This is a genomic window from Streptomyces sp. NPDC059740, assembly GCF_042733155.1.
Classification (GTDB): Bacteria; Actinomycetota; Actinomycetes; order Streptomycetales; family Streptomycetaceae; genus Streptomyces.
This window is the reverse complement of the sequence record NZ_JBHWGP010000008.1, coordinates 44027-64400: the sequence shown is the minus strand read 5'-3', so window position 1 is coordinate 64400 and position 20374 is coordinate 44027. Positions and strand designations below refer to the sequence as shown.

At 75.0% G+C, this 20374-nt stretch carries 13 protein-coding genes and 1 pseudogene; 7 read left to right on the top strand and 7 right to left on the bottom strand.

Going from position 1 to position 20374, the window contains the following annotated elements:
* Positions 1-6: 6 nt before the first annotated feature.
* The 3 genes from ACFV3R_RS12710 to ACFV3R_RS12700 all read right to left on the bottom strand — a co-directional run bounded on the left by ACFV3R_RS12710 (position 7) and on the right by ACFV3R_RS12700 (position 3610).
* On the bottom strand, positions 7-1107 hold the full coding sequence (locus tag ACFV3R_RS12710; protein ID WP_385580070.1) for a hypothetical protein: 1101 nt from the start codon (positions 1105-1107) through the stop codon (positions 7-9).
* A gap of 56 nt (positions 1108-1163) precedes the next feature.
* Positions 1164-2399, bottom strand: coding sequence for an NAD(P)/FAD-dependent oxidoreductase (locus ACFV3R_RS12705; RefSeq protein ID WP_385580068.1), 1236 nt, complete (start codon positions 2397-2399; stop codon positions 1164-1166).
* A 251-nt stretch (positions 2400-2650) separates the two neighbouring features.
* On the bottom strand, positions 2651-3610 hold the full coding sequence (locus tag ACFV3R_RS12700) for a zinc-binding alcohol dehydrogenase family protein (protein WP_385580065.1): 960 nt from the start codon (positions 3608-3610) through the stop codon (positions 2651-2653).
* A gap of 79 nt (positions 3611-3689) precedes the next feature.
* On the opposite strand from ACFV3R_RS12700, the gene ACFV3R_RS12695 reads away from it, so the two are divergent.
* A complete protein-coding gene (locus ACFV3R_RS12695; protein ID WP_385580062.1) occupies positions 3690-4160 on the top strand; it encodes a MarR family winged helix-turn-helix transcriptional regulator in 471 nt (156 codons plus the stop codon).
* A gap of 107 nt (positions 4161-4267) precedes the next feature.
* Positions 4268-4888, top strand: coding sequence for a GNAT family N-acetyltransferase (locus ACFV3R_RS12690; protein ID WP_385580059.1), 621 nt, complete (start codon positions 4268-4270; stop codon positions 4886-4888).
* 377 nt (positions 4889-5265) lie between these two features.
* On the opposite strand, the gene murJ is transcribed toward ACFV3R_RS12690, so the two are convergent.
* Both murJ and ACFV3R_RS12680 read right to left on the bottom strand, forming a co-directional pair.
* Positions 5266-6855, bottom strand: a complete 1590-nt coding sequence (gene murJ, locus ACFV3R_RS12685; protein WP_385580512.1) for a murein biosynthesis integral membrane protein MurJ — start codon at positions 6853-6855, stop codon at positions 5266-5268.
* Positions 6856-7270: 415 nt separating this feature from the next.
* A complete protein-coding gene (locus tag ACFV3R_RS12680; RefSeq protein WP_385580056.1) occupies positions 7271-8980 on the bottom strand; it encodes an LCP family protein in 1710 nt (569 codons plus the stop codon).
* Between the two features lie 546 nt (positions 8981-9526).
* Here ACFV3R_RS12680 and ACFV3R_RS12675 point away from each other — a divergent pair.
* Positions 9527-10159: a hypothetical protein gene (locus ACFV3R_RS12675; RefSeq protein WP_385580053.1), complete on the top strand. Its 633-nt coding sequence runs from the start codon at positions 9527-9529 to the stop codon at positions 10157-10159.
* 361 nt (positions 10160-10520) lie between these two features.
* A pseudogene (locus ACFV3R_RS12670) lies at positions 10521-11531 on the top strand (chitinase); the annotation flags it as partial.
* Between the two features lie 130 nt (positions 11532-11661).
* Here the strand turns inward: ACFV3R_RS12670 and ACFV3R_RS12665 are convergent.
* A complete protein-coding gene (locus ACFV3R_RS12665; RefSeq protein ID WP_385580050.1) occupies positions 11662-13107 on the bottom strand; it encodes an SUKH-4 family immunity protein in 1446 nt (481 codons plus the stop codon).
* Between the two features lie 1229 nt (positions 13108-14336).
* Between ACFV3R_RS12665 and ACFV3R_RS12660 the strand changes: the two genes are divergently transcribed.
* Complete coding sequence (locus tag ACFV3R_RS12660; protein ID WP_385580047.1) at positions 14337-14897, top strand: transglycosylase SLT domain-containing protein; 561 nt, start codon at positions 14337-14339, stop codon at positions 14895-14897.
* A 270-nt stretch (positions 14898-15167) separates the two neighbouring features.
* Here ACFV3R_RS12660 and ACFV3R_RS12655 read toward each other — a convergent pair whose 3' ends face one another.
* On the bottom strand, positions 15168-16142 hold the full coding sequence (locus ACFV3R_RS12655; RefSeq protein WP_385580044.1) for a LacI family DNA-binding transcriptional regulator: 975 nt from the start codon (positions 16140-16142) through the stop codon (positions 15168-15170).
* A 697-nt stretch (positions 16143-16839) separates the two neighbouring features.
* Between ACFV3R_RS12655 and ACFV3R_RS12650 the strand changes: the two genes are divergently transcribed.
* Positions 16840-18138 carry an NCS2 family permease gene (locus ACFV3R_RS12650; protein WP_385580041.1) on the top strand — a complete coding sequence of 433 codons (1299 nt, stop codon included), beginning with the start codon at positions 16840-16842 and terminating at the stop codon, positions 18136-18138.
* A gap of 135 nt (positions 18139-18273) precedes the next feature.
* Positions 18274-19989 (top strand): adenine deaminase C-terminal domain-containing protein, encoded by a 1716-nt coding sequence (locus ACFV3R_RS12645; protein ID WP_385580039.1) that lies wholly within the window; start codon positions 18274-18276, stop codon positions 19987-19989.
* The last annotated feature ends 385 nt before the right edge of the window (positions 19990-20374 follow it).

The window sequence follows — 20374 nt, the reverse complement described above, 5'->3', positions numbered from 1 at the left end:
CCTCCGTCAGGTGGGCGTCGCGGCGGTCCGGCGGGCAGGCTTGTGCCCCAGGGCGCGCTCCGCCCGCCGCAGGGTGCCGGCGAGCTTCTTGGCGAGGCCGGCGTGGCGCACCACGTCCACCGCCTCCCGCAGCGCGGCGACGGCCTCCGGCCCGGGATGCGCCTCGACCGCCTGGGCCAGCGCGACGGCCCCGCTCTGCGAGGGCGCGGTACGGGCCCGCGTAGGCGCGACCACCAGCCGCGGCAGTACCGAGGCCAGCAGCTCCCCGGCCCACGGCTGCCCGTCCCGCAGCGCGCAGCGCACGGCCCACCCCACCCACACCACTTCCTCCGCGGTCAGCGCCCGGTCGGAGACGTAGGGCACCTCCCCGGCGTGGAGGGCACGCAGCCGTTCCGCGGCGGCGGTCAACAGGGCCCTCGCCAGCCGCGGGTGGCTCCACCGGCCGGGTTGCGGCCCGGGGGCCCGGAGCGGCGGCCAGGGGGTGTGGCGGAACGCGGCCCGGCGCTGCTCGGCGAGCACGGCACGCTCCGCGGGGCCGAGGGCGAGCAGCAGGGCCAGGGCCTCCTCCCACCCCTGTGCGGTGGGGCGGCGGTCCCGCAACCGGCCGACCAGTTCGGCCTCGGCACCACCACCGGCGACGGCCGCCACGGCGAACGCCGGGGCGAGGTGCTCAGCACCGGTGGCGAGCGCCGCACGCACCAGCACGCCCGCGTCCCGTACCAGGCCGGGTGGCGCCACCGCCTGCGGTGCCCGCTCCTCGCTCCGCGCGAGGGCGGCCGCCGCCCACCAGAGGCCCTTGGGGTCGCCGCGCTCCGCCAGCGCCGTGAACAGCTCGGCCAGGGAAGCGGCGTCGAACCACGGCTGCGTCGGTATGTCCGTCACCTGGCGGGCCACCAGCCGCGCCGGCGCCGTGTACCAGACGACGAGGTCCCGGTCCGTGCGGGGTGCACCGGTCAGGGTGCGCAGGGCCACCGGGAGCAGGGCGCCGTGCTCGGCGGGGGTGAGTGCCGCACACGCCGCCTCCCGTGCCGCCGGCAGCGCATCGACCGTGCCACCGCCCGTCATCGCGGTCAGCAACCAGGCTGGAGCCGGGGAGAGTTCGTCCATGCCGCAACGCTAGGGCCGGCCACTGACACCGGCCGTCCACCGCGCCCCGCGTCACCTCACCGCCGCAGGTCGCGCAGCACCTCCCGGGCCGCCCGGGTCCCGGAGGCCAGCGCGCCCTGCACCGAGCCCGTCGCGCGGTGGTCGCCGCACACGTAACGGCCGGGTGAGACGCGGGAGGTGCGGCTCAGCGGCTGCGGCGGGGTCATGACGGGCAGCGCGTCGTGCACCGTCCACGTGGTCAGCAGGTCCCAGCCGAGCGTGTCGGTGCCGTAGACCTCGCCGAGGGCCGACCGGAGAGCCGCCTCCCGGGCGGTGCCGTCCTCGCCGAGCACCGAGGTGGCCACCAGTGACAGGCCGCGGGGCGCGTAGCCGGGCACCACCTCGCTGAGCACGCAGGTGTTGAGGAAGCGGCGGCGGGAGTCGACGAGCAGCGTCGGCTCCCGCAACGGCGGGGTCTCGGTGACGTGGTAGTAGGTGGTCACCGTGCGGTAGGGCGGGACGTCGAGACCGGGCAGCCAGACCGAGGCAGGCCCGGGCCGGGTGGCGACGACGACGGCCCGGGCGGCCCGCTCGCCGCCGTCGGCCAGCAGTACGCCGTCGTCGGTGAGCCTGCGCACCGGGGTGTCCAGGCGGACCGGCAGCCCCTCGGCGAGCTGCGCCGGTACGGCACCGACGCCCCCGGCCGGAAGGCAGAGAGTGCCGCGCAGCATCGAGCGCCACACCAGGTGGAAGAAGCGGCCCGAGGTCTCCAGCTCGTCCTCCAGGAACACCCCGGACAGGAAGGGCCGGAAGAAGGACTCCACGAGGTCGTCGGAGATGCCCGCCGCCGCCAGCTCGGTGCGGGTGGTGTGGTCCGCACCCCGCTTGAGCAGCCGGGCCGGGGCGAGCATGTCGCGTCCGCAGAGCGCGGCCAGGCAGAACAGGTCCCGGGTGCCGGCGAGCCGGCCGGGACGCAGGTCACCGCTCTCCCGCGGGCGGCGCGAGGGGTCCACGAAGCGGAAGACGCCGCGTTCGGTGTGGGCCAGCACACCCGGCGTGAACGGCCGCAGCCGCAGGTCCCGCAGCGTCAGCCGGCGTTTGACCTGCGGGTAGGCGGTGTTGAAGACCTGGAAGCCGCGGTCGATGAGGAACCCCTCGTACCGGTCGGTGCGCATCCGCCCGCCCACCCCGTCGGAGGCCTCCAGCACCTCCACGGACAGGCCCTGGGACAGCAGGTCCCGGGCGCAGGCCAGGCCCGCCAGCCCCGCGCCCACGACCAGCACGTCCGGGGTCTCGCCACGGTTCGCCGCCATCGTCCGCGCTCCTCCCGCCGGGTCGCCCCGACCGTGCCTCGCGGCCCGTCGCCCTGTCGCGGGGGACCGCGCGCCGTCCGCCGGCGTCTGGCGGCCATCCTTCCCGCCGCCGCCCGGACCGGGGCGCGAGGCGGGTACGGATGGCCCAACGCCGGGGCCCGAACCCACCCGGATGCCCGGCGGGGAGACCGCGCCCGCCCCCGCCCGCCCACTGGGCCCGGGCGTCCCGCACCACCCCGGCGCGCCGCCCCTCACGGCACCAGGACCACCCGGCCCCGGTTGACGCGGTCGGTGACGAGCCGGTGGGCGCGGGCCGCCTCCGCGAGCGGCACCTCCTCGTGGACCACCGCCCGCAGCTCCCCGGCTGCGAAGCGCCGCCACAGCTCCGCGCGCCAGCCCGCGTACCGCTCCGGCTCCTCCAGGGCGATGCGGGCGATCTGGAAACCGATCGCGGCCCGCCCCCCGGCCAGCAGGTCGGCCCCGGCGATCGTGCCCCCGCCGGAGCTGTAGGCCACCAGCCGGCCGCCCGGCCCCAGCGCGCCCACCAGCGGTGTGAGCAACTCCCCGCCGACGCCGTCCAGGACGACGCCGTGGGGCCCGCGCCAGTCCGTCGCAGCCGGGTCGGTCTCCTCGCCGGAGCCGTACACCACGACCTCGTCGGCGCCGAGTCCGCGCAGGAAGCCGGCCTTGGCCGGGTCGCTCACGGCCGCCACCACCCGGGAGAGGCCGCGGGAGCGGGCGAGTTGCAGCGCCAGGTGCCCGACGCCGGCCGCTGCCGCGGTGAGCAGCGCGGACTCGCCCCGGCGCGGCGCCGCGCTCTCCAGGGCGCCGAGGGCCACGACGCCACCCCGCACCAGCGCGACCGCGTCGACGGCCGAGGCGCCCGCCGGGACCCGGGAGGCCATCGCCCGGTGCAGCAGGGCGTACTCCGCGTAGGCGGACCCGAAGACGACGCCCGTCACCCGCTCGCCGACGCGGTACCCCGTCACGTCCGCGCCGAGGGCGACGACCTCCCCCGCCGTCTCCCCGCCCAGCGCCGGCACCGGCCGGGGGCCCCAGGTGCGGCGCACCATCGGCAGGCTGACACCGACGGCCTCGACCCGGATCAGGAGCTCGTCGGCGGCGGGCCGGGGTACCGCGACCTCCTCGACGTAGAGCCCGGCGGCGGGGTCGCCCGGTGTCCCGGACGGTCTGTGGCTGATGCGGCGCATGCCACCTCCAATTCGTTGGGAGCGCCAACGATAGCCTTTTTCGTTGGGCCGTCCAACGGTTTTCTCGTAGACTCCCGCCATGGCCGCCGACACCCGCCCACCCGACCGGGCACTCGACCGCATCCAGGCACTGCCGACCTGGCTGCTCAACCGCACCGCCGCCCGTGGCCGCGACCTCGTCGGCCGGGCGCTCGCCGCCGAGGGGCTGCGCACCGGCCACCACGCCCTTCTGGCAGCCGTCGCCGACCTCCAGCCCGTCACCCAGGCCGACCTCGGCAGGTGCACCGGCTTCGACCGCAAGGACGTCACCGGCCTGCTGGACGACCTGGCCGCAGCCGGTCTGGTGCGCCGCTCCCCGCATCCCACGGACCGGCGCAAGAACGCGGTGACCCTCACCGACCGGGGCGGCGAGGTGCTGGCCCGCTGCGCCGACGCCGGGGACGAGGCCAACCGCGCCCTGCTGGCACCACTGGACGCAGGCGAACGCGCCCAGCTGCTGCGGCTGTTGCGCCGGGTGGCCTTCCCCGACGAGGACCGCGCCGAAGGCTGACGCCGGGACGGGAGGCGCCGGAGGGGGACGCCGGCACTGCCGGCCGCGGGGCCGGTGCGCACGGGAAGCCGGGTGCGCCGGCAGCCCGCCCGTGCTTGGCTTCGTCCGTGACCGAGGCCCACACCGACACCGCCGGCGACACCGGCAACGACACCGAGTCCGAAACAGGGGCCGGGACCGGCCCCGCCACCGGGAGGCCGCCTGCCGCAGCCGGCGCCTCGTCGCCGATCCTGCGGCCGCGGACCGCCGCCGACCTGGAAGCCTGCGTGGCGGCGCTGGCCGAGGTGCACGCCCGCGACGGCTACCCCACCCGCTGGCCGGCCGATCCGGCGGGCTGGCTCGCCGGCACCGGCGTGCTGGACGCCCGGGTCGCCGTGGTCGGGGGGAGGGTCGTCGGCCACGTCGCGCTGCACCGGCCCGCTCCCGACGACTCGGCCCCCGCCCTGTGGTCCGCGCACAGCGGCCAGGGGCCCGAGGGCACGGCCGTGGTCGGCAGGCTCTTCGTCAGCCCCGCCGGCCGGGGCGGCGGACTCGGCGGCCTGCTGCTGGCAGAGGCCGCCCGGCAGGCCAGGTCCCGCGGCCGGCGAGCCGTCCTCGACGTCGTCGCCGCAGACCCGGCGGCCACCTTCTACGCGCGCCTGGGCTGGACCCCGCTGGGCCTTACCGAACAGCACTGGGCGGCCGGCCTCGTCGTCCCGGTCCGCTGCTACGCGGCTCCCGACCTCTGACGGGCCCCGGCCCGGCACATGACGGACCCTGCCGGCCGAGGAGACCCCGAGGCCCGGCGAGCCCAGGAAGGCAGAGGAGTCGTGACGCCCGGCGGCCCCGTGCGACGGCCGGCCGCGCCACCGGTCGGGACGCGGACGCCGACCCGACGTCGCCCCGGACACCGATCCCCGGCCGGACACCGATCCGGGGCGGGGACGCCGCCCCGGACACCGATCTGCGGCCGGACACCGATCCGCAGTCGGACACCGATCCCCGGCCGGATACCGATCCCCGGCCGGATACCGATCCCCGGCCGGATACCGATCCGCGGCCGGATACCGATCCCCGGCCGGATACCGATCCGCGGCCGGACGCCGGTCCGTCCCCCGGGGCGGCCTCAGCGCCGCGCCCCCGCGAACCGGCGCACCACCGGCAGGCCGCGGACCTCGGCGACTCCGAGCAGCAGCGCAAGGGCCACGTAGACCACCGTCAGGGCCACGGCTCCCGCCAGCAGCGCGGTCAGCGAGCCCCAGGTGCCGGTTCCGGCAACCGCCGTGCAGGTCCGCGCGACCGCCCAGCCCACCGGCGCCGCCACCGCGGCGGCCACGCCCATCCGCACCTGCGCGCCCCGCCCCCGTCCGTCGTCCAGCCTGCCGCCGACCCGGCGCCGCAGCCGCCACACCGTCAGCACCAGCCCCGCTCCGTAGGAGAGGGCGTACGCCCCGGCCATCCCCACCACCGCCCAGCGCGCCGGCAGCCACAGGTGGCAGGCGAGGGCCGCCACCACGTTGACGACGGCGATGCAGGCCGCCAGCAGGAACGGCGTGCGGGTGTCCCCGAAGGCGTAGAAACCCCGCAGGAGCAGCGACTGGGCGGAGAACGGGACGAGGCCCAGCCCGAACGCCTGAAGCATCTGCCCCAGCGGACGCACCGACTCCGCATCACCCGCGCCGTGGGCGAAGAGCAGCGTCGCCACGGTCGGGCCCAGCGCCACGAACGCGAACGCGGCCGGCACGATGACCGCACCCGACACCCGCAACGCCCGCGACAGGTCCGCCCGCAGGTCCGCCACCCGGCCCTCGACCACCGCCCGGCTCATCCGCGGCAGCAGGGCCGTCACCAGCGACACGGTCACCACCGACTGCGGCAGCATCCAGATGACCTGGGCGTAGGAGTACGCGGAGTACCCGGCGTCGGCGTCCGGCAGCGCCACGTCGACGGCGTTGGCCCAGTGCGTGACCGCCGTCATCGCCACCAGGTTGGCCAGGACGAACAGCAGCGTCCACTTGGCGGCGTGGATGCTCGCCCCCAGCCCGGTGTGACGCCAGTCGAACCGCGGCCGGAACCGGAAACCCGCCGCCCGCGCGAACGGCACCAGCGCCAGCGCCTGCACCGCGATGCCCGCCGTCGTCCCCAGGCCCAGCAGCCGCACCTGCGTGTCGGTGATGTCGGCGACGGAGTCCGGCACCGTCATCAGTCCCAGGTACGCCCCGAACATGGCCACCAGCACCACGTTGTTCAGGATCGGCGTCCACATCATCGCCCCGAACCGGTTCCGGGCGTTGAGGACCTGACCGTAGATGTTGTAGAGCCCGTAGAAGAGGATCTGCGGCAACAGGAAGCGGGCGAAGACCACGGTGAGTTCGTGCGCCTGGTGTCCCTGCCGGGTGTCGGGCAGGTAGAGGCTGACGAGGGCCGGTGCCGCCCACACCGCCAGCACCGTCCCCGCGCCCAGCACGCACAGCACCAGCGTCACCAGCCGCTGCTCGTACGCCCGGCCGCCGTCGGGGTCGCCCTCCCGGGCCCGTACGAGCTGCGGCACCAGCACCGAGTTGAGCGCACCGCCGATCATCAGCGTGTACAGGCTCGTCGGCGCGGTGTTGGCGGTGTTGTAGGTACTCGCCAGCAGCCCCGTCCCGAGCGCCGCGCCCTGCAGGACGTTGCGCACCACGCCCGAGGCGCGCGAGACCACCGTTCCGGCGGCCATCAGCATCGACGAGCGTGCCAACGAACCCGCCGCAGGCCGTTCCCCCGCGGGCTGCCCTGTCGCGGGCTGCTCCGCCGCGGGCCGTTCGGCGTCCGCCGTGGCACTGCTCCGCGTGGCCGCCGCCCGCGCGGGGTCCGCACCGGCCGGGCCCCGGCGCGGGCCGTTGCCGGGGCCGTTGCCGTGTTCACCAGCAGGCCCACCCGCAGGCCCGTCCGCAGGTCCGTCCGCGGGCCCGGTGCCCCGCCCGTCCGGTGTCGGTCCCGGCGCGGCGGTCGTCTCCTCGTCCATGGCGCGAACCTATCGGCCCGTCAGGCCGGGGCCGTGGTGACCGGCCGGGCCGGGTGACCCGGGCCCGCCGGCCACCGCCCGCCAGGGACCGGGGGCGGGGCCGTACGGGCGAGGCGGCCGGGCGCGGTCACGGCGTCAGGTTGTCGTAGGGCGGGTAGATCGGCATGCAGTCGTCGTCGGAGCCCTTCTGTGCGTCGACATCGTCCGGCAGCGAGCCGTCCTTGGGCAGCGAGGCCGAGTAGTCCGTGCCCTGCTTCCAGTCGGCGCCGACGAGCAGGGTGATGCCGTCGGCGTCGGCGTCGGCCTTCACCGCCGAACTCGGGATGTGCAGGGCGGAGGCAACCTTCAGCGCGTCCGCCCGTCCCTGGGCGCCGTCCGCCTCGGGGTAGTTCAGCCGGGTCGTGGCGGTGGGCTGCTGCACCGGGTCGGCCTTGGCCTGCGAGAAGCCCTTGCCGGTCAGGGCGGTCACGACACCGCCGGCCCTGCCCGGTACCGGGGCGCCGCCGTTGCTGCCCGCGGTGCCGTTGACGACCGTCAGCGGGATGTCGCCGGCCGGGTGCGCCGTGGCGCCGGACGGGCTGGACGAGGGCTTCGCCGCGCTCTTGTCCTTGCCGTGGGAGTCGAAGGCGACGTCGTGCTGGAGCATCGACCACAGGTGGTCGGCCTCGCCCGGCTTCGGCAGCACGTGGTTGACGTTCTGCGGGTCCTCGATGCGCGGCATGGTGACGGTGACGATCTGGTCGGTGGGTATGTCCTTGAACTGCATCGCCAGGTCGTACAGGTCCTTGGGGGTGCCGATCTCGGAGGAGACCGTCAGGGCCTTCGTGGCCGTCTCCGCCAGCCCCATCAGCCGCACCGGGCTGCCGAAGAGGTTCTGCTCCTTCATCTTGCGCATCATCGAGTTCAGGTACATGTGCTGGGCCTTGGCCCGGCCCAGGTCACTGCCGAAGGCATCCCGGGTGCGCAGCCACTGCAGGGCCTGCTTGCCCGTGATGGTGTGGTGCCCGGCGGTGGTCAGCTTCAGACCCGAGCCGCCGTGGACGCGCGCGGTGGGCCGGTCCCACACCGGCTTCTCCACGCAGACGTCGACCCCGCCGATCTCGGTCGTCATGTCCACCACGCCCGCGAAGTCGACCATCATCCAGTGGTCGATGTAGACGTGGGTGAGGTTCTGCCAGGTGGCGAGGGTGCAGCCGGGGCCGCCGCGGGCGAGGCTGGAGTTGATGATGTCGTTGGTCGGCGGGTAGACCTTGTGCGTCTTGGGGTCCGTGCACTGCGGTATGTCGACGCGGGTGTCACGCGGGATGCTGGTGAGCGAGGCGTGTTTGCGGTCGGCGGAGATGTGCAGCAGCATCTGGACGTCGGCGAGCGGCGGTTGGCCCCGGCCGTCCTTGTGCCCGCCGAGCTTGACGTTCTCGTCGGAGTTCCGGCTGTCCGAGCCGAGCAGCAGGATGTTGAGCGGGACGTGCCCGTAGGCGTCCGCCTTCGGCTTGGCGACCTTGCTGTCGCCGCTGCTGCGCTCACCCTTCTCGATGTTGCCGTTGAGGTGCTCGTAGTAGGCGTAGGCGCCACCGGCCGTCACCACCACCAGCAGCACGACGCTGATCGCCACGCCGCGCAGGATGCGCCGGCCCCTGCGGCGCGGTGAACGCGGGCGGTCGCCGGACGGGCCGTCAGAACCGTCCACCGAGGCCACCCGCAGCGCCATGGTGTCGCCCTGTCCGTCCCGGCCGCGGTCCCCGCGCCGGGGCGAGGCCGGGGCGCCGCTGCCCCGACCGCCGTCGCGGTGGCCGTCACGACCGCCGTCACCGGGCGTGTTCCGCTTCCGGTCTCGCATGCTTCCCCCGTGGTGCGTCACATGGTGGAGACGTTGTCTGGGACTGGTGGCTCGGTGCGGGCCGGGTAGCCCGCCCCCGGTCGAGCCCTCACCGACGGCCCGGCACTCGCACGGTTCCTCGTCGAACCCGGCACCCGGCTCCCTGCTTTCGGACGCGCGCCGCCCGTCACCGCAGGAGCCGGTCACTGCGGTCACTGTCCGCCCATCTCACCCGAACGGGTTCGATTTCGCACACAGTAGCCCTCCACCCTGTGCCTGACGGGGTCAGTGAGCAAGGTCACGTTTCCCGCGGAGGGCCGTCCGCGCGGACGGGCGCCCCCTTCGAAGTACCTGGAGCAGACGGGGGGCCGAGCCGCTGCGCCCGTCGCCCTCCGTCACCACCGTGGACGCCTGTTCGCCCGGCCCGGTTCCCGCGCCCCGGGCAGGGAGCCGTGTTCACGCGGCCCCGACGGCCGGGAGGGGTGAGCGCAGGAACGAAGGGGCTCACCCGGGGTAGGCGGTCGGAAGCGAGACGCATCCGGCGTCTGTTTCCAACAGGGGGAGAGCATGGCCGAGTTCGCACCTTCCCGCGCCCGCCGCACCACCACGGCCTCCGCCCGGAAGCGCCAACCCTGGTGGCGGCAGCGCTGGTTGCAGGCGTCCCTGGGCGTGGCGGTGGTGTACGCAGCCTCGCGACTGGCCTTCGACGGGCTGTCCGCCTGGCCGTTCGCCGTGGGCGGTGCCGCCGCGCTCGCCGTCGTCGTCGCCGTCGCGCGGTTCAGGCAGGACCGCCACGACAGCCGCTCTCTCGGCGTCCCGCCCGCCGAACTGCCCCGGTTGGAGCGGTACCTGCGGCGACGCAGCGTCCCCGAGACCCCGGCCGACCGCCAGGCGCTGCTCCACATGGCTCGCCTCCGGGAGAGGCGGACCCGACGTGCCCGCGTCTGGGCCTTCCCCCTGATGGCCGCCCTCTGGCTCGCCCTGGGCGTCCTCTTCCTCGTCCTGGGACGGGTCGCGGCGAGCGTGGGCTTCCTGGCGGCCGGCGCGCTCGTGCTGCTGGTCGCCGTGGGCCTGCACCGGTGGGAGCTGCGCCGGATGGCGGCCTTCCGGGAGGAGTTGGAGGCCGGGGTCCGCAGCGCGGACGGGGAGGCCACCGGGAGCGCGAACGGGACGGGGCGTCGGACGGGTGGCGGGGCGTAGGCCGCAACGGCGCCGCGGAGGGGGTGGACGGAGCGGGACGGGCGGCCGGGTGGTGGAATCGGGCGCGGGTCACCCGGTAGGCGGCATGCGGCCTGCGGCCCTCAACGCCTGTCGTGTGCAGACCTCTTGACGCCCAGGTGGTCCATACCAATCATGGGAATGCCGCGCGGACCGGACTTTCCGGTTCCTCCTCCGGTCCCGCGTGGACGGTGACTCCGGCCGGGCTCACTCCGCACACCTCGCGCCGCCCACCACGGCAGACCCGCCTCCGGCGGGACCCGCGGGCGGCTCCGGGGTGCGCCAGCCCCTCGTCCCCCCACCGGGAGTAGCCGTGAAGACCTCCAGATCACTCCGGACCGCCCTGGCCGCCGCCCTCGCCACCACCGCCGGACTCCTCGCCACCGCCTCCGGGGCCCAGGCCGCCGCCCCCGCCGCCACCCCGCTGCCCGCGCACGTCTTCGCCCCCTACTTCGAGGCGTACAACGGCGACAGCCTCGCCGACCTCAGCCGCCAGTCCGGCGACAAGTACCTGACGATGGCTTTCCTGCAGACCCAGTCCCGCGGCTCCTGCACCCCGTACTGGAACGGCGACACCGGTCAGCCCGTGGCCGACTCCAGCTTCGGCGACGACATCGCCTCCGTCAGGTCCCGCGGCGGCGACGTCATCCCGTCCTTCGGCGGCTACTCCGCGGACAACGGCGGCACCGAGATCGCCGACAGCTGCACCGACGTCAACGCCGTCGCCGCCGCCTACGAGAAGGTCATCACGACCTACGACGTCTCCCGCCTGGACATGGACGTCGAGGACAACTCACTGACCAACAGCGCCGGCATCGACCGCCGCAACCAGGCCATCAAGAAGGTGGAGGACTGGGCGGCGGCCAACGGACGCGAGGTGCAGTTCTCCTACACCCTTCCCACCGGCCCGGACGGACTGGCCGCGGACGGCCTGAAGGTGCTCAAGAGCGCAAAGACCGCCGGTGCCCGCATCGACGTCGTCAACCTCATGACCTTCGACTACTACGACGGCGGGAACCACGACATGGCCGAGGACACCAAGTCCGCGGCGACCGGGCTCCACGACCAGCTCGCCTCCCTCCACCCCGGCACCAGCGAGGCGGACCTGTGGGGGAGCATCGGCATCACCGAGATGCCCGGCATCGACGACTACGGCCCGGCGGAGACCTTCACCACCGAGGACGCCACCGCCGTCGTCGACTGGGCCACCGCCAAGGGCGTCGACACGCTCTCCTTCTGGGCGCTCCAGCGGGACAACGGCGGCTGCCCCGGAACCGGAGGCTCCGACAGCTGCTCCGGCATCGACCAGGACACCTGGTACTTCAGCCACACCTTCGCGCCCTTCACCCGGGGCTGACCGGCGACGGGCGCGCCCGCGGCCGACCACCGCGCGGCGCGCCCCACCCCGGGACCTACCGGACCGGCGCACAAGGCCGTCGGCCCCGCCCCGGGGAGCGACTCCGGGGCTCCTCGCCGTCAGTTGCTCAGAAGAGGCCGTGCCACATCTGCTCCACGACCACCGACCACCAGTCCTCGGGATCCGCCAGGGCCGTGGGATCGATGGCGACCAGCCCCTCCTGGAAGGCGGCGACCGCCGCGCCCGCCGCGTACGGGTCCGCCCCGCGCATCGCCTCCCGGCTGGCGACCAGCAGCGCGAGCGAGCGCACGAAGGCGGACACCGAGACGTTGACCCTGCGCCCCATGGCGTCCTGCGGCGGCACCGCCCACACCTGGCCCACCGGTGTCGTCATGTGCTCCGGCTGCGTGCACTGCACGGTGATCGCGGCATGCCCGTCCGATCCGATCCGCACGTGCCCCGCCAGCACCTCCAGCACCGCGTCCCCGGCTGCGGTCCCCACCTGCCGCAGATGGGTCGCCGCGTCCGTGAACAGGCCACCGGCGGGCGGCTGTCCGGCGATGTCCGCGGTGAAGAAGAAGGGGATGTGCAGGGGGAGGCCCGCCCAGATCAGCGTCGACTTGGCAGCCTCCGGCAGCTTTGTGGGCGCCACGTCGTCCGCGTCGTGGCGCAGCACCGCGTCCGCGCCGAACGCGGCGGTCAGCTCCCGGCCCAGCGCCACGTCGCGCACGGTCGAGGCGGGCTCGCTGCGGACAGGCGCCGGCACCCGGTGCGGGGTGGGCGGCTGCGGCTGCCCCGTCGTCTGGGCCAACAGTGTCACGTGCTGCAACAGGCCGGCGACCGCCTCGGCACGCTCGTGCGCCAGCGTCCCGTACTCCTGAGTGCAGGTGAACTGCGCGTGGGGCAGCAGCCCCGGCAGCGCCTCACCGGGGTAACCGCCCGGCAGCCGGCTCGGGCTGAGGTCGGTGTGGACGGCGACCACGTCGCCCAGCGGCACGTTGCGTTCCCGGATGTCCGCCAGCACCTGGAACTCGGCGGGCGGCAACCCGGGCGCCGAGGTGCGGGCGAGGGTGGACTCCTCTCCGGTGTCCGGGTCGCGGTAGGTGAACACGGCGGTGTTCCCCGGCCCGGTGACCGGCGGCAGCTCACCACCCGTCCCCGTCTGCGGTGCGCCGGCTGCGGGGCCGGTCTGCTGGTGCGGGACGGCCGCACCACCGGGGGTCCCACCGGCCGGGGCCGTCCCCCCGTCGGTTGCGGCCGTGGCGGGGCCGGCGGAAGCCTGCGGGGCCGCCCCGTGCTTGTCCCGGTACATGCGAGCCACCTCCGCCACCGGCACCGAGGGCCACACCGAGAGTTCGCCGGACGCCCGGTCCACGACTCCGCAGGCGGCACCGACCTCGGCCGGCGGCCGGCGCTCACCGGTCTGCGGGTCCCGCTCGGCAGGTGGCGGAACGGCCCACACCACCCAGCCCAGGTCGAACTCCTGCATGCCGACGGGACGTTGTGGAGTCTGCGAGTCCGGTGGGTTGAGCCACCGGTCGGCGATGGCTTCGGCCTGCGCCTGGCTGATCACGTGAGACTCCTTCGGTTCCGGGGCGTCGGTGTGGGGCGGGGGTCGGCAGGGCGGCCGACGTGCCGGTCCCGAGTCGCCGAGGGCGGGCCGGGCCGGACGCCGAGTCTACGAGGGGTTGACGGCCGTGTCCCCGGCCGAGCCGTGCAACCTGGCCACCCCCCGCCCGGCCGCGACGCGCGGCACGCCGCAGGGAGAGAAGGAAGCGGCGGGAGGAGGGGCGGTCATGGGCAGCTGCGGGCCGTGGGAACCGGCGAGTCGTCGGCCGCCGGCTGCGTGGTGGTGCGCGACACGGCGGTGGTGGGCAAGGCCGCGGTGGTCTGCCGCACGGTGGCCTGCCGCACCACGGTGGCGCGTGATGCCACGGGCGCGGGCGGTGGGGGCCGGGCTCACTGCTGCCTGGGCGAAAGGCAGTTGAGGGGCCGTCGGCAGCAAGCGCTGTACTGATGGCGTCATTTGGTCGCGAGGGCCGTGATCACTCAGCAGGAGGACCGCCCTCGCCCGGGGTGCCGGCGCGGAACCGGAGTGGTCGGTGACGCGTGAGGCGTCGTCGCCGGCGGGACGCCGTCCGGCCACTCCGGAGCGTCCCCGGGAAGCGGTGCCGCGGCCTTCCCGAAGGAGGTGCGGGACCCACTCCGGCCCGTCCTCTCGTGGCTCCATCGGCTCCCCCCGGTCCGGTCGTCCGCATGAGGTGTCCGCAAGACAGGCGGACGTTCGCTTCAATCCTAGGGTTCGGGGGTCGGGCCGACCGACAGCCCCCGGGCACCGGGGAGTGCGCCCTTCGCCCCGACCGTCGGCGGCGGCAGGAGGTGCGCGCCGTGCCGGCGGCGGAGGGCGTAGGCAGTCGTTGACACCGGGTGCGTCCGGCAGGCCCGTCGAGCCCGTTCTGCGGGCCTCGATGTGAGGGCGGGCACGGGGTGTGGGTCACACGGGGTGGACGGAAGTAGGTGTCGACGGGGTGGAGAGGGGCTTGGGGGCGTCGTCGGGCGCTGTGCTGCTAGGGGACTTCGTAGGTCACAGGTTGGCGCCGGTGGGGAGCCGGTTCCCAGGGTGGTGGACGTACCGGGGAGCCGAGCGCCGGACCGGGCGGGAGTCCTTCCGCCCGAGCCTGACACCGGCCCCGCGACGCGCCGCCCGCGTCGAGCACACACCGGACGCCCCAGGGTCCCGGGACGTGCCGCCGACAGCCTGTCGGCCTCCCCACGATGTCCCCCGTATTGGAGAGGTACGCCATGACTGCCACCACCACCGCCGCCCGCTTCCGCAAGTACACCGTCGCCGGTATCGCCACTGCCGGTGCGGCCGCTGCCGCCGCGACCCTGGCGCCGACTCCGGCGCATGCTGCCCCGGTGCACGAGGCCAACTCCGCCGCTGTCTCCGTCGCCCACGGCAAGAAGGCGGATGCGAAGGACGCGCAGGCCAAGGAGGCGGCGAAGGTGGCCAAGCTGGTGGAGCAGGGCAAGAAGAAGCACGGCGACGACCTGGACGGCTGGATCCGCACGGCGCTGGACGTGATGCACTACGAGCACATCCCCGGCAGCTACCACGGGATCCACAAGAACATCATCCGTGAGTCCGGCGGCAACCCGACCGCGCAGAACAACTGGGACATCAACGCCCAGAAGGGCGTGCCGTCCAAGGGCCTGCTGCAGGTGATCCAGCCGACCTTCGACACCTACCACGTCAAGGGCACCAAGGACTCGCTGACGGACCCGGTGGCCAACATCGTCGCTGCGACGAACTACGCGGCCGACCGGTACGGCTCGATGGACAACGTCAACTCCGCCTACTGATCAGACCGGTCAGCGGTCAGACCGATCAGACCGAGCGGGCCGAACAGGCCGAGCAGATCGACACGGAGCGATCCAGTGGTGGCCATCGGGACCGGGTGACACGGACCGTTACCGGTACCCGCACGGCAGGACGGGCCGGAACCAGCAACAGCTGGTTCCGGCCCGTCCTCGTGCGTACCGGTCCTCGTGCGTACCCGTCCTCGCTGGAGGCGTTCTCGCGGGTGCCCGTCCTCGCTTCCCGCCGGCCCGGCGCGGCGCGCGACCGGACGGTCAGGCCCGTCGGGGTGCGGCCGTCGAGGCGCGGAGCACCGTACGGGTCGTGAGCGTGGTGGACCGGCCCGCGGCCCCGGCGCACAGTTCCAGCAGTCGCTGCACGGCGACCGCCCCCGCCTCCTCCACCGGCACCTCCAGCGCCGTGACCGCGGGGTCGGTGGCGCCCAGCGCCGTCAGGTCGTCACCCGCGGCCACGCTCACGTCCTCGGGCACGCGTCGTCCGGCTGCCCGCAGGCCGTGCAGCAGCCCCAGGGTGACCAGGCTGTTGAAGGCCAGTACGGCGGTGACCTCGTGCGGGACCTCCGCGGCCGTGGCGATGCCCGTGTCGAAGGTGGGCGTCACCGGGCCCAGCACCGTCAGCCGGGCCCCCGCCGCGGCGACCCGCTCCGTCATGGCCGCCCGGCGTCCCTCGTCGGCCCACGACCCCGGTGGGCCCGCGACGTAGGCCAGGCGGCGGTGGCCCAGCTCCAGCAGGTGGCCGACCATCTCGGCGGCGCCGGCCGCGGTGTCCAGGACGACGGCGGGCAACCTGCCCACCCGCCGGTCCACCAGGACCACGGGGGAGCGCCGGGCCCGCTCCCGCAGCTCCGCGTCACTGCCGACCGGTGCCACCATGACCACGCCGTCCGCCTGCTCGCCGAGCCGGTCGGTCAGGGCCGCCTCGCGCCCCGGGTCGTACTCCGAGACGCTCAGCAGCACGTGGGCGTCGGCCTCCTCCGCCGCTCGCTGGGCACCCAGGACCAGCGGTGCGAAGAACGGGTTGGCGAGGGTGGGCACGACCAGCCCGACCATCCCGGTGCGGCCCGTCGTCAGTGCGCGGGCGGAGCGGTTGGCGTGGAAGCCGAGCCGCCCGGCTGCTGCCGTGACCCGCTCCCGGGTGGCTGCGGCCACCATGTCGGGCCGGGTCAGTGCGCGGGATGCCGTGGCCTTGGAGACGCCGGCCTCACGGGCCACATCGGCGAGTGTCGCCACCTTCTCCCCTCCCTGCGCCGCACGCGGTCACGCCCCACCTGCCGTCTCCCGCGAGCCGTCCCCCGCGGGTGCGGCACCGTCCGTTGTCCGCCGGGTCGGGGCAGCGGCTCCGCGGAGTGTGACGCAACCGGGGTTTCCCTGGCCGTCGCGGGATGCCATCCTATCTGCAACCGGTTTCTGCAACCGGTTGCAGACCGGTTTCGTGCAGCGTCGCAGTGAAAGCCGGAGCTCCCGCCCGCCGGCTCGCCCTCCCACACCGCCGAGGTGTCCGTTGTCCCAGTCAGACGTGTCCGACGTCTCCCCGTCCGACGCCCCGGGGGCCGCCTCCGAGGCCACCCGGCCAAAGGTCCCGGGCGCGGTCTCCGGCACCTCTGCCTCCCCTGAGCCGGCAGGCTCTGAGGCGGCCCCTGCTGCATCGACCCCTGCTGCATCGACCCCTGCTGCATCAGCCCCTGCTGCATCGGCCCGTCCTGAGGCGGACCGTCCTGAGGCGGCCCGTCCTGAGGCGGCCCGTCCTGAGGCGGACCCTTCCGAGGCGGCCCGTCCTGAGGCGGACCGTTCCGAGGCGGCCCGTCCTGAGGCGGATCGTTCCGAGGCGGCCCGTCCTGCGGCGGACCGCTCCGGGACGGGCCGTCCCGCGGAGCCCGCCGGGGAGAAGACCTCCGGCGGGGGCACCGCGGGGGCGGCGCCCTCGCTGGTGGAGCGGCTCTTCCAGGTGCGGGCCCGTGGCAGCAGCCCCCGGACCGAGGCGCTGGCCGGGCTCTCGATGTTCGTGGCGGCGGCGTACGCGGCCGTCGTCGTGCCCGGCCAGCTCGCGAAGGCCGGTCTGCCGCTGGGGGCGGCCACCACGGCGGTGCTGATCGCCGTGGTCCTCGCCACCGCGGCGATGGGGCTCTTCGCCAACCTGCCGTTCGTCGTCGCGCCCGGCCTGGGCGGCGTCGCCCTGCTCGCCGTGACGATCGTGGGGCAGGACGGCGTCCCCTGGGGCGCCGCCCTGGGAATGGTGCTGCTGTCCGGGGTCGTCTTCCTGCTGCTGACCGTGCTCGGGGTGCGGGACCTGCTGACCCGGCTGATGCCGCTGAACCTCAAGCACGCCATCAGCGGCGGGCTGGGCCTCTACATCGCCCTCATCGGCTTCCGCGACTGCGGGCTGGTCGTCGCCCGCCCGGACAGCGCGGCGCTCAGCGTCGGCGACCTGTCCAAGCCCGCGGGGCTGCTGGCGCTGGCCGGGCTCGTCCTCCTCACCGCCCTCGCCACCCGCCGCGTCCCCGGCGCCTTCCTCATCACCATGGCGGTGGTGACCGTCGCCGGCATCCCGCTCGGCGTCACCGAGGTGCCCGACCACCTCTTCGGCCTCCCGGCGAGCCCCGGGCCCGTCGCCTTCCACGTCGACCTCCTCGGCGCCCTCAAGCCGCAGTACTTCCCCTACGTCTTCGCCTTCTTCGTCTCGGAGTTCTTCTCCATGACGGGGACGCTGCTCGCCGTCGCCGGCCGCGCCGGGCTCACCGACGCCGACGGGAACCTGCCGGGGGTGCGCCGGCCCTTCTACGTCGACTCCGTCGCCGTCATCGGCGGGGCGGGCCTCGGCGCGCCCAGCATGACCGCCTACCTGGAGTCCTCCGCGGGCGCCGACAGCGGGGCGCGGACCGGCCTGGCCTCGGTGTGGGCGGCACTCGGGTTCGCCGCGCTGCTGCTGGTCACGCCGTTCGCCACGCTGGTGCCCTCGGCGGCCACCGCGCCGGTCCTCATCTACATCGGCCTGACCATGCTCGGCTCGCTGCGGAAGGTCGACTTCCGCGACCCCACCGACGCCGTCCCGGCCGCGCTCACCGTCGCCACCACCCTGTTCTTCGGCAACTTCGGGACCGGCATCGCCGTCGGCCTGGCCTCCCACGTCCTGGTCAAGGCCGCCGCGGGACGCTTCCGCGAGGTGCCCTGGGGACTGTGGGTGGTGATGGTGCCGCTCGGCTACTACTTCTTCACGCTCGTCCCCTGACGACTCCGCCGCACGCCCCGGCCAGGGCCGCCGCCGGCGCCGCACCACCCCCGACCGGGCACCGGGCACCCGCACGTACCAGGCCACGCCCGGCCCCCTCCCCGCCGGACCCCGGCCAGACCCCAGGAGCAAACCATGACCTCCCCGCGCCCGCACGACCTTCGCATCAGCGGTGGAGTGGTGGTGTCGACCTTCACCGGCGAACACTTCGCGGCCGACGTCCTCGTCCGCGGGGACACCGTCAGCGGGGTCCTGCCACCGGGCACGCCGGCGGTGGCCGCGGAGGAGGTGGACGCCACCGGGCACCTCGTGGTGCCCGGCTTCGTGGACGCGCACATGCACGTCGAGAGCTCCTTCCTCACCCCCCGCGCGTTCGCCGACGCGACCCTGGCCCGCGGCACCACCACGGTCCTCGCCGACCCGCACGAGATCGTCAACGTGGCCGGGGCCGAGGCCATGCGCTGGATGATCGAGGCGGGCGCCGGGACCGAGCAGACCCAGCTGTGGGGCGTGCCGTCCTGCGTGCCGGCCGTCGAGGGCCTGGAGGGCGCCGGCGCCTCGCTCGGTGCCGCCGACATCGCTCGCATGCTGGACTGGCCCGGCGTCGTCGCCCTCGGTGAGGTCATGGACTACCGGGCCGTCGTCGGCGGGGACGCCCGGATGGCCGAGGTGGTAGCCGCCGCCCGGGCCCGCAGCGCCATCCTCGACGGGCACTGCCCCAACCTCAGCGGCGCCGACCTCAGTGCCTACCTCGCCACCGGCGTCGACTCCGACCACACCAAGAACCGCACCGAGGTCCTCGTCGAGAAGGCCCGCCTGGGCATGCTCATGATGCTTCAGGAGAAGTGCCTGCTGCCCGAGGTCGTGCGGGCGCTGCTGGCCCTGCCGATGCTGCCGCCGTTCTGCCTGGTCACCGACGACCTGGCCGCCGACCACATCGTCAGCTCCGGCCACCTGGACCACATAGGGCGCGTCGCCGTCCGCGCCGGTCTGCCCCCCGAGGCCGTGCTGCGCGCCCTGACCTGGAACCCCGCCCAGCGACTGCGCCTGCCCGACCGGGGCGTCGTCACACCCGGCAAGCGCGCCGACCTCGTCCTGCTCCGCGGCGAACTGGCCGACTTCGATCCGGCCCTGGTCATCGCCGGCGGCCGCGTCGTGGCCCGGGACGGAGTGACGCCGGGCGAGGAGGACGGGGCCGAAGCCTGCCCGCCCGCCGCCGACGGCCTGACCGGCACCGTCCACCTGGAGCCGCAGCGGCCCGAGGACTTCACCTGGCGCACCACCCTCCCCGACGGCGTCCACACCTTCCGGGCCATGCGTGTCAACCCCCGCGACACCTACACCGAGGAAGCCGCCGTGGACCTCCCGGTGCGCGACGGAAAGGTCGACTGGGAGGGCAGGACCGTCCTGGTGCGCGTGCGCAACCGCTACGGGGAGCCGGGCACCACCTTCGCCCCCCTCCTGGGACGCGACCTGACCGAAGGCGCGGTGGCCACCACCTACGCCCACGACAGCCACAACCTGGTCACCATCGGCACCTCGGCGCTGTCCATGGCGAACGCGGCGCAGGCGGTCGTCAACGACGGGGGAGGGGTGGCGGTCGTCCACGGCCGGACCGTCGTCGCACGGCTGCCGCTGCCGGTCGGCGGGGTCATGTCCGCCGAGCCCGCCCCCGAGGTGGCCGCACGCTCCCGCCAGGTGCGCGAGGCGCTGGCGGCCTGGGGCTGGGACCACCTCAACCCCTTCATGAGCGTCTCCACCCTCACCCTCGCCGTCTCCCCGGCGCTCAAGATCACCGACCGGTCCCTGGTGGACGTCGTGCGGCGGGAGCCGGTCACCGCCACCGTCTGAGCGCACGCCCGCCGGTCGAGGACATGCGGCGGGGCGCCGGCCGGCGGGGCGGAGGGTGCGCACGGGAGCAGCGCGGGCCCGACCGGGGGGCGTGGTCCTGCCGAGGGCGGAGAGTGCGGCCCGGGGGCGGGCGCGGGGCGCGGGCGGTGCGGATGAGGCGGCGGTGCTGATGAGGCGGCGGCGCCGGATGCGGTGCCGGGGGCCGTGCGGCCCGCCCCCGCCCCCGCCCCCGCCCCTGTCCCGTCCCGCTCTCCCGCGCCCCGCCGCACTCCCCGTGTGCAGCTTCACAACCCCGTCCCGACCAGCGCCTTCCTGCCGCCGCGACGGGGACGGGGGATGGCTGGGGAAGCCCCGGTGCGCAGATTCCATAGCTCGCTTATATAAT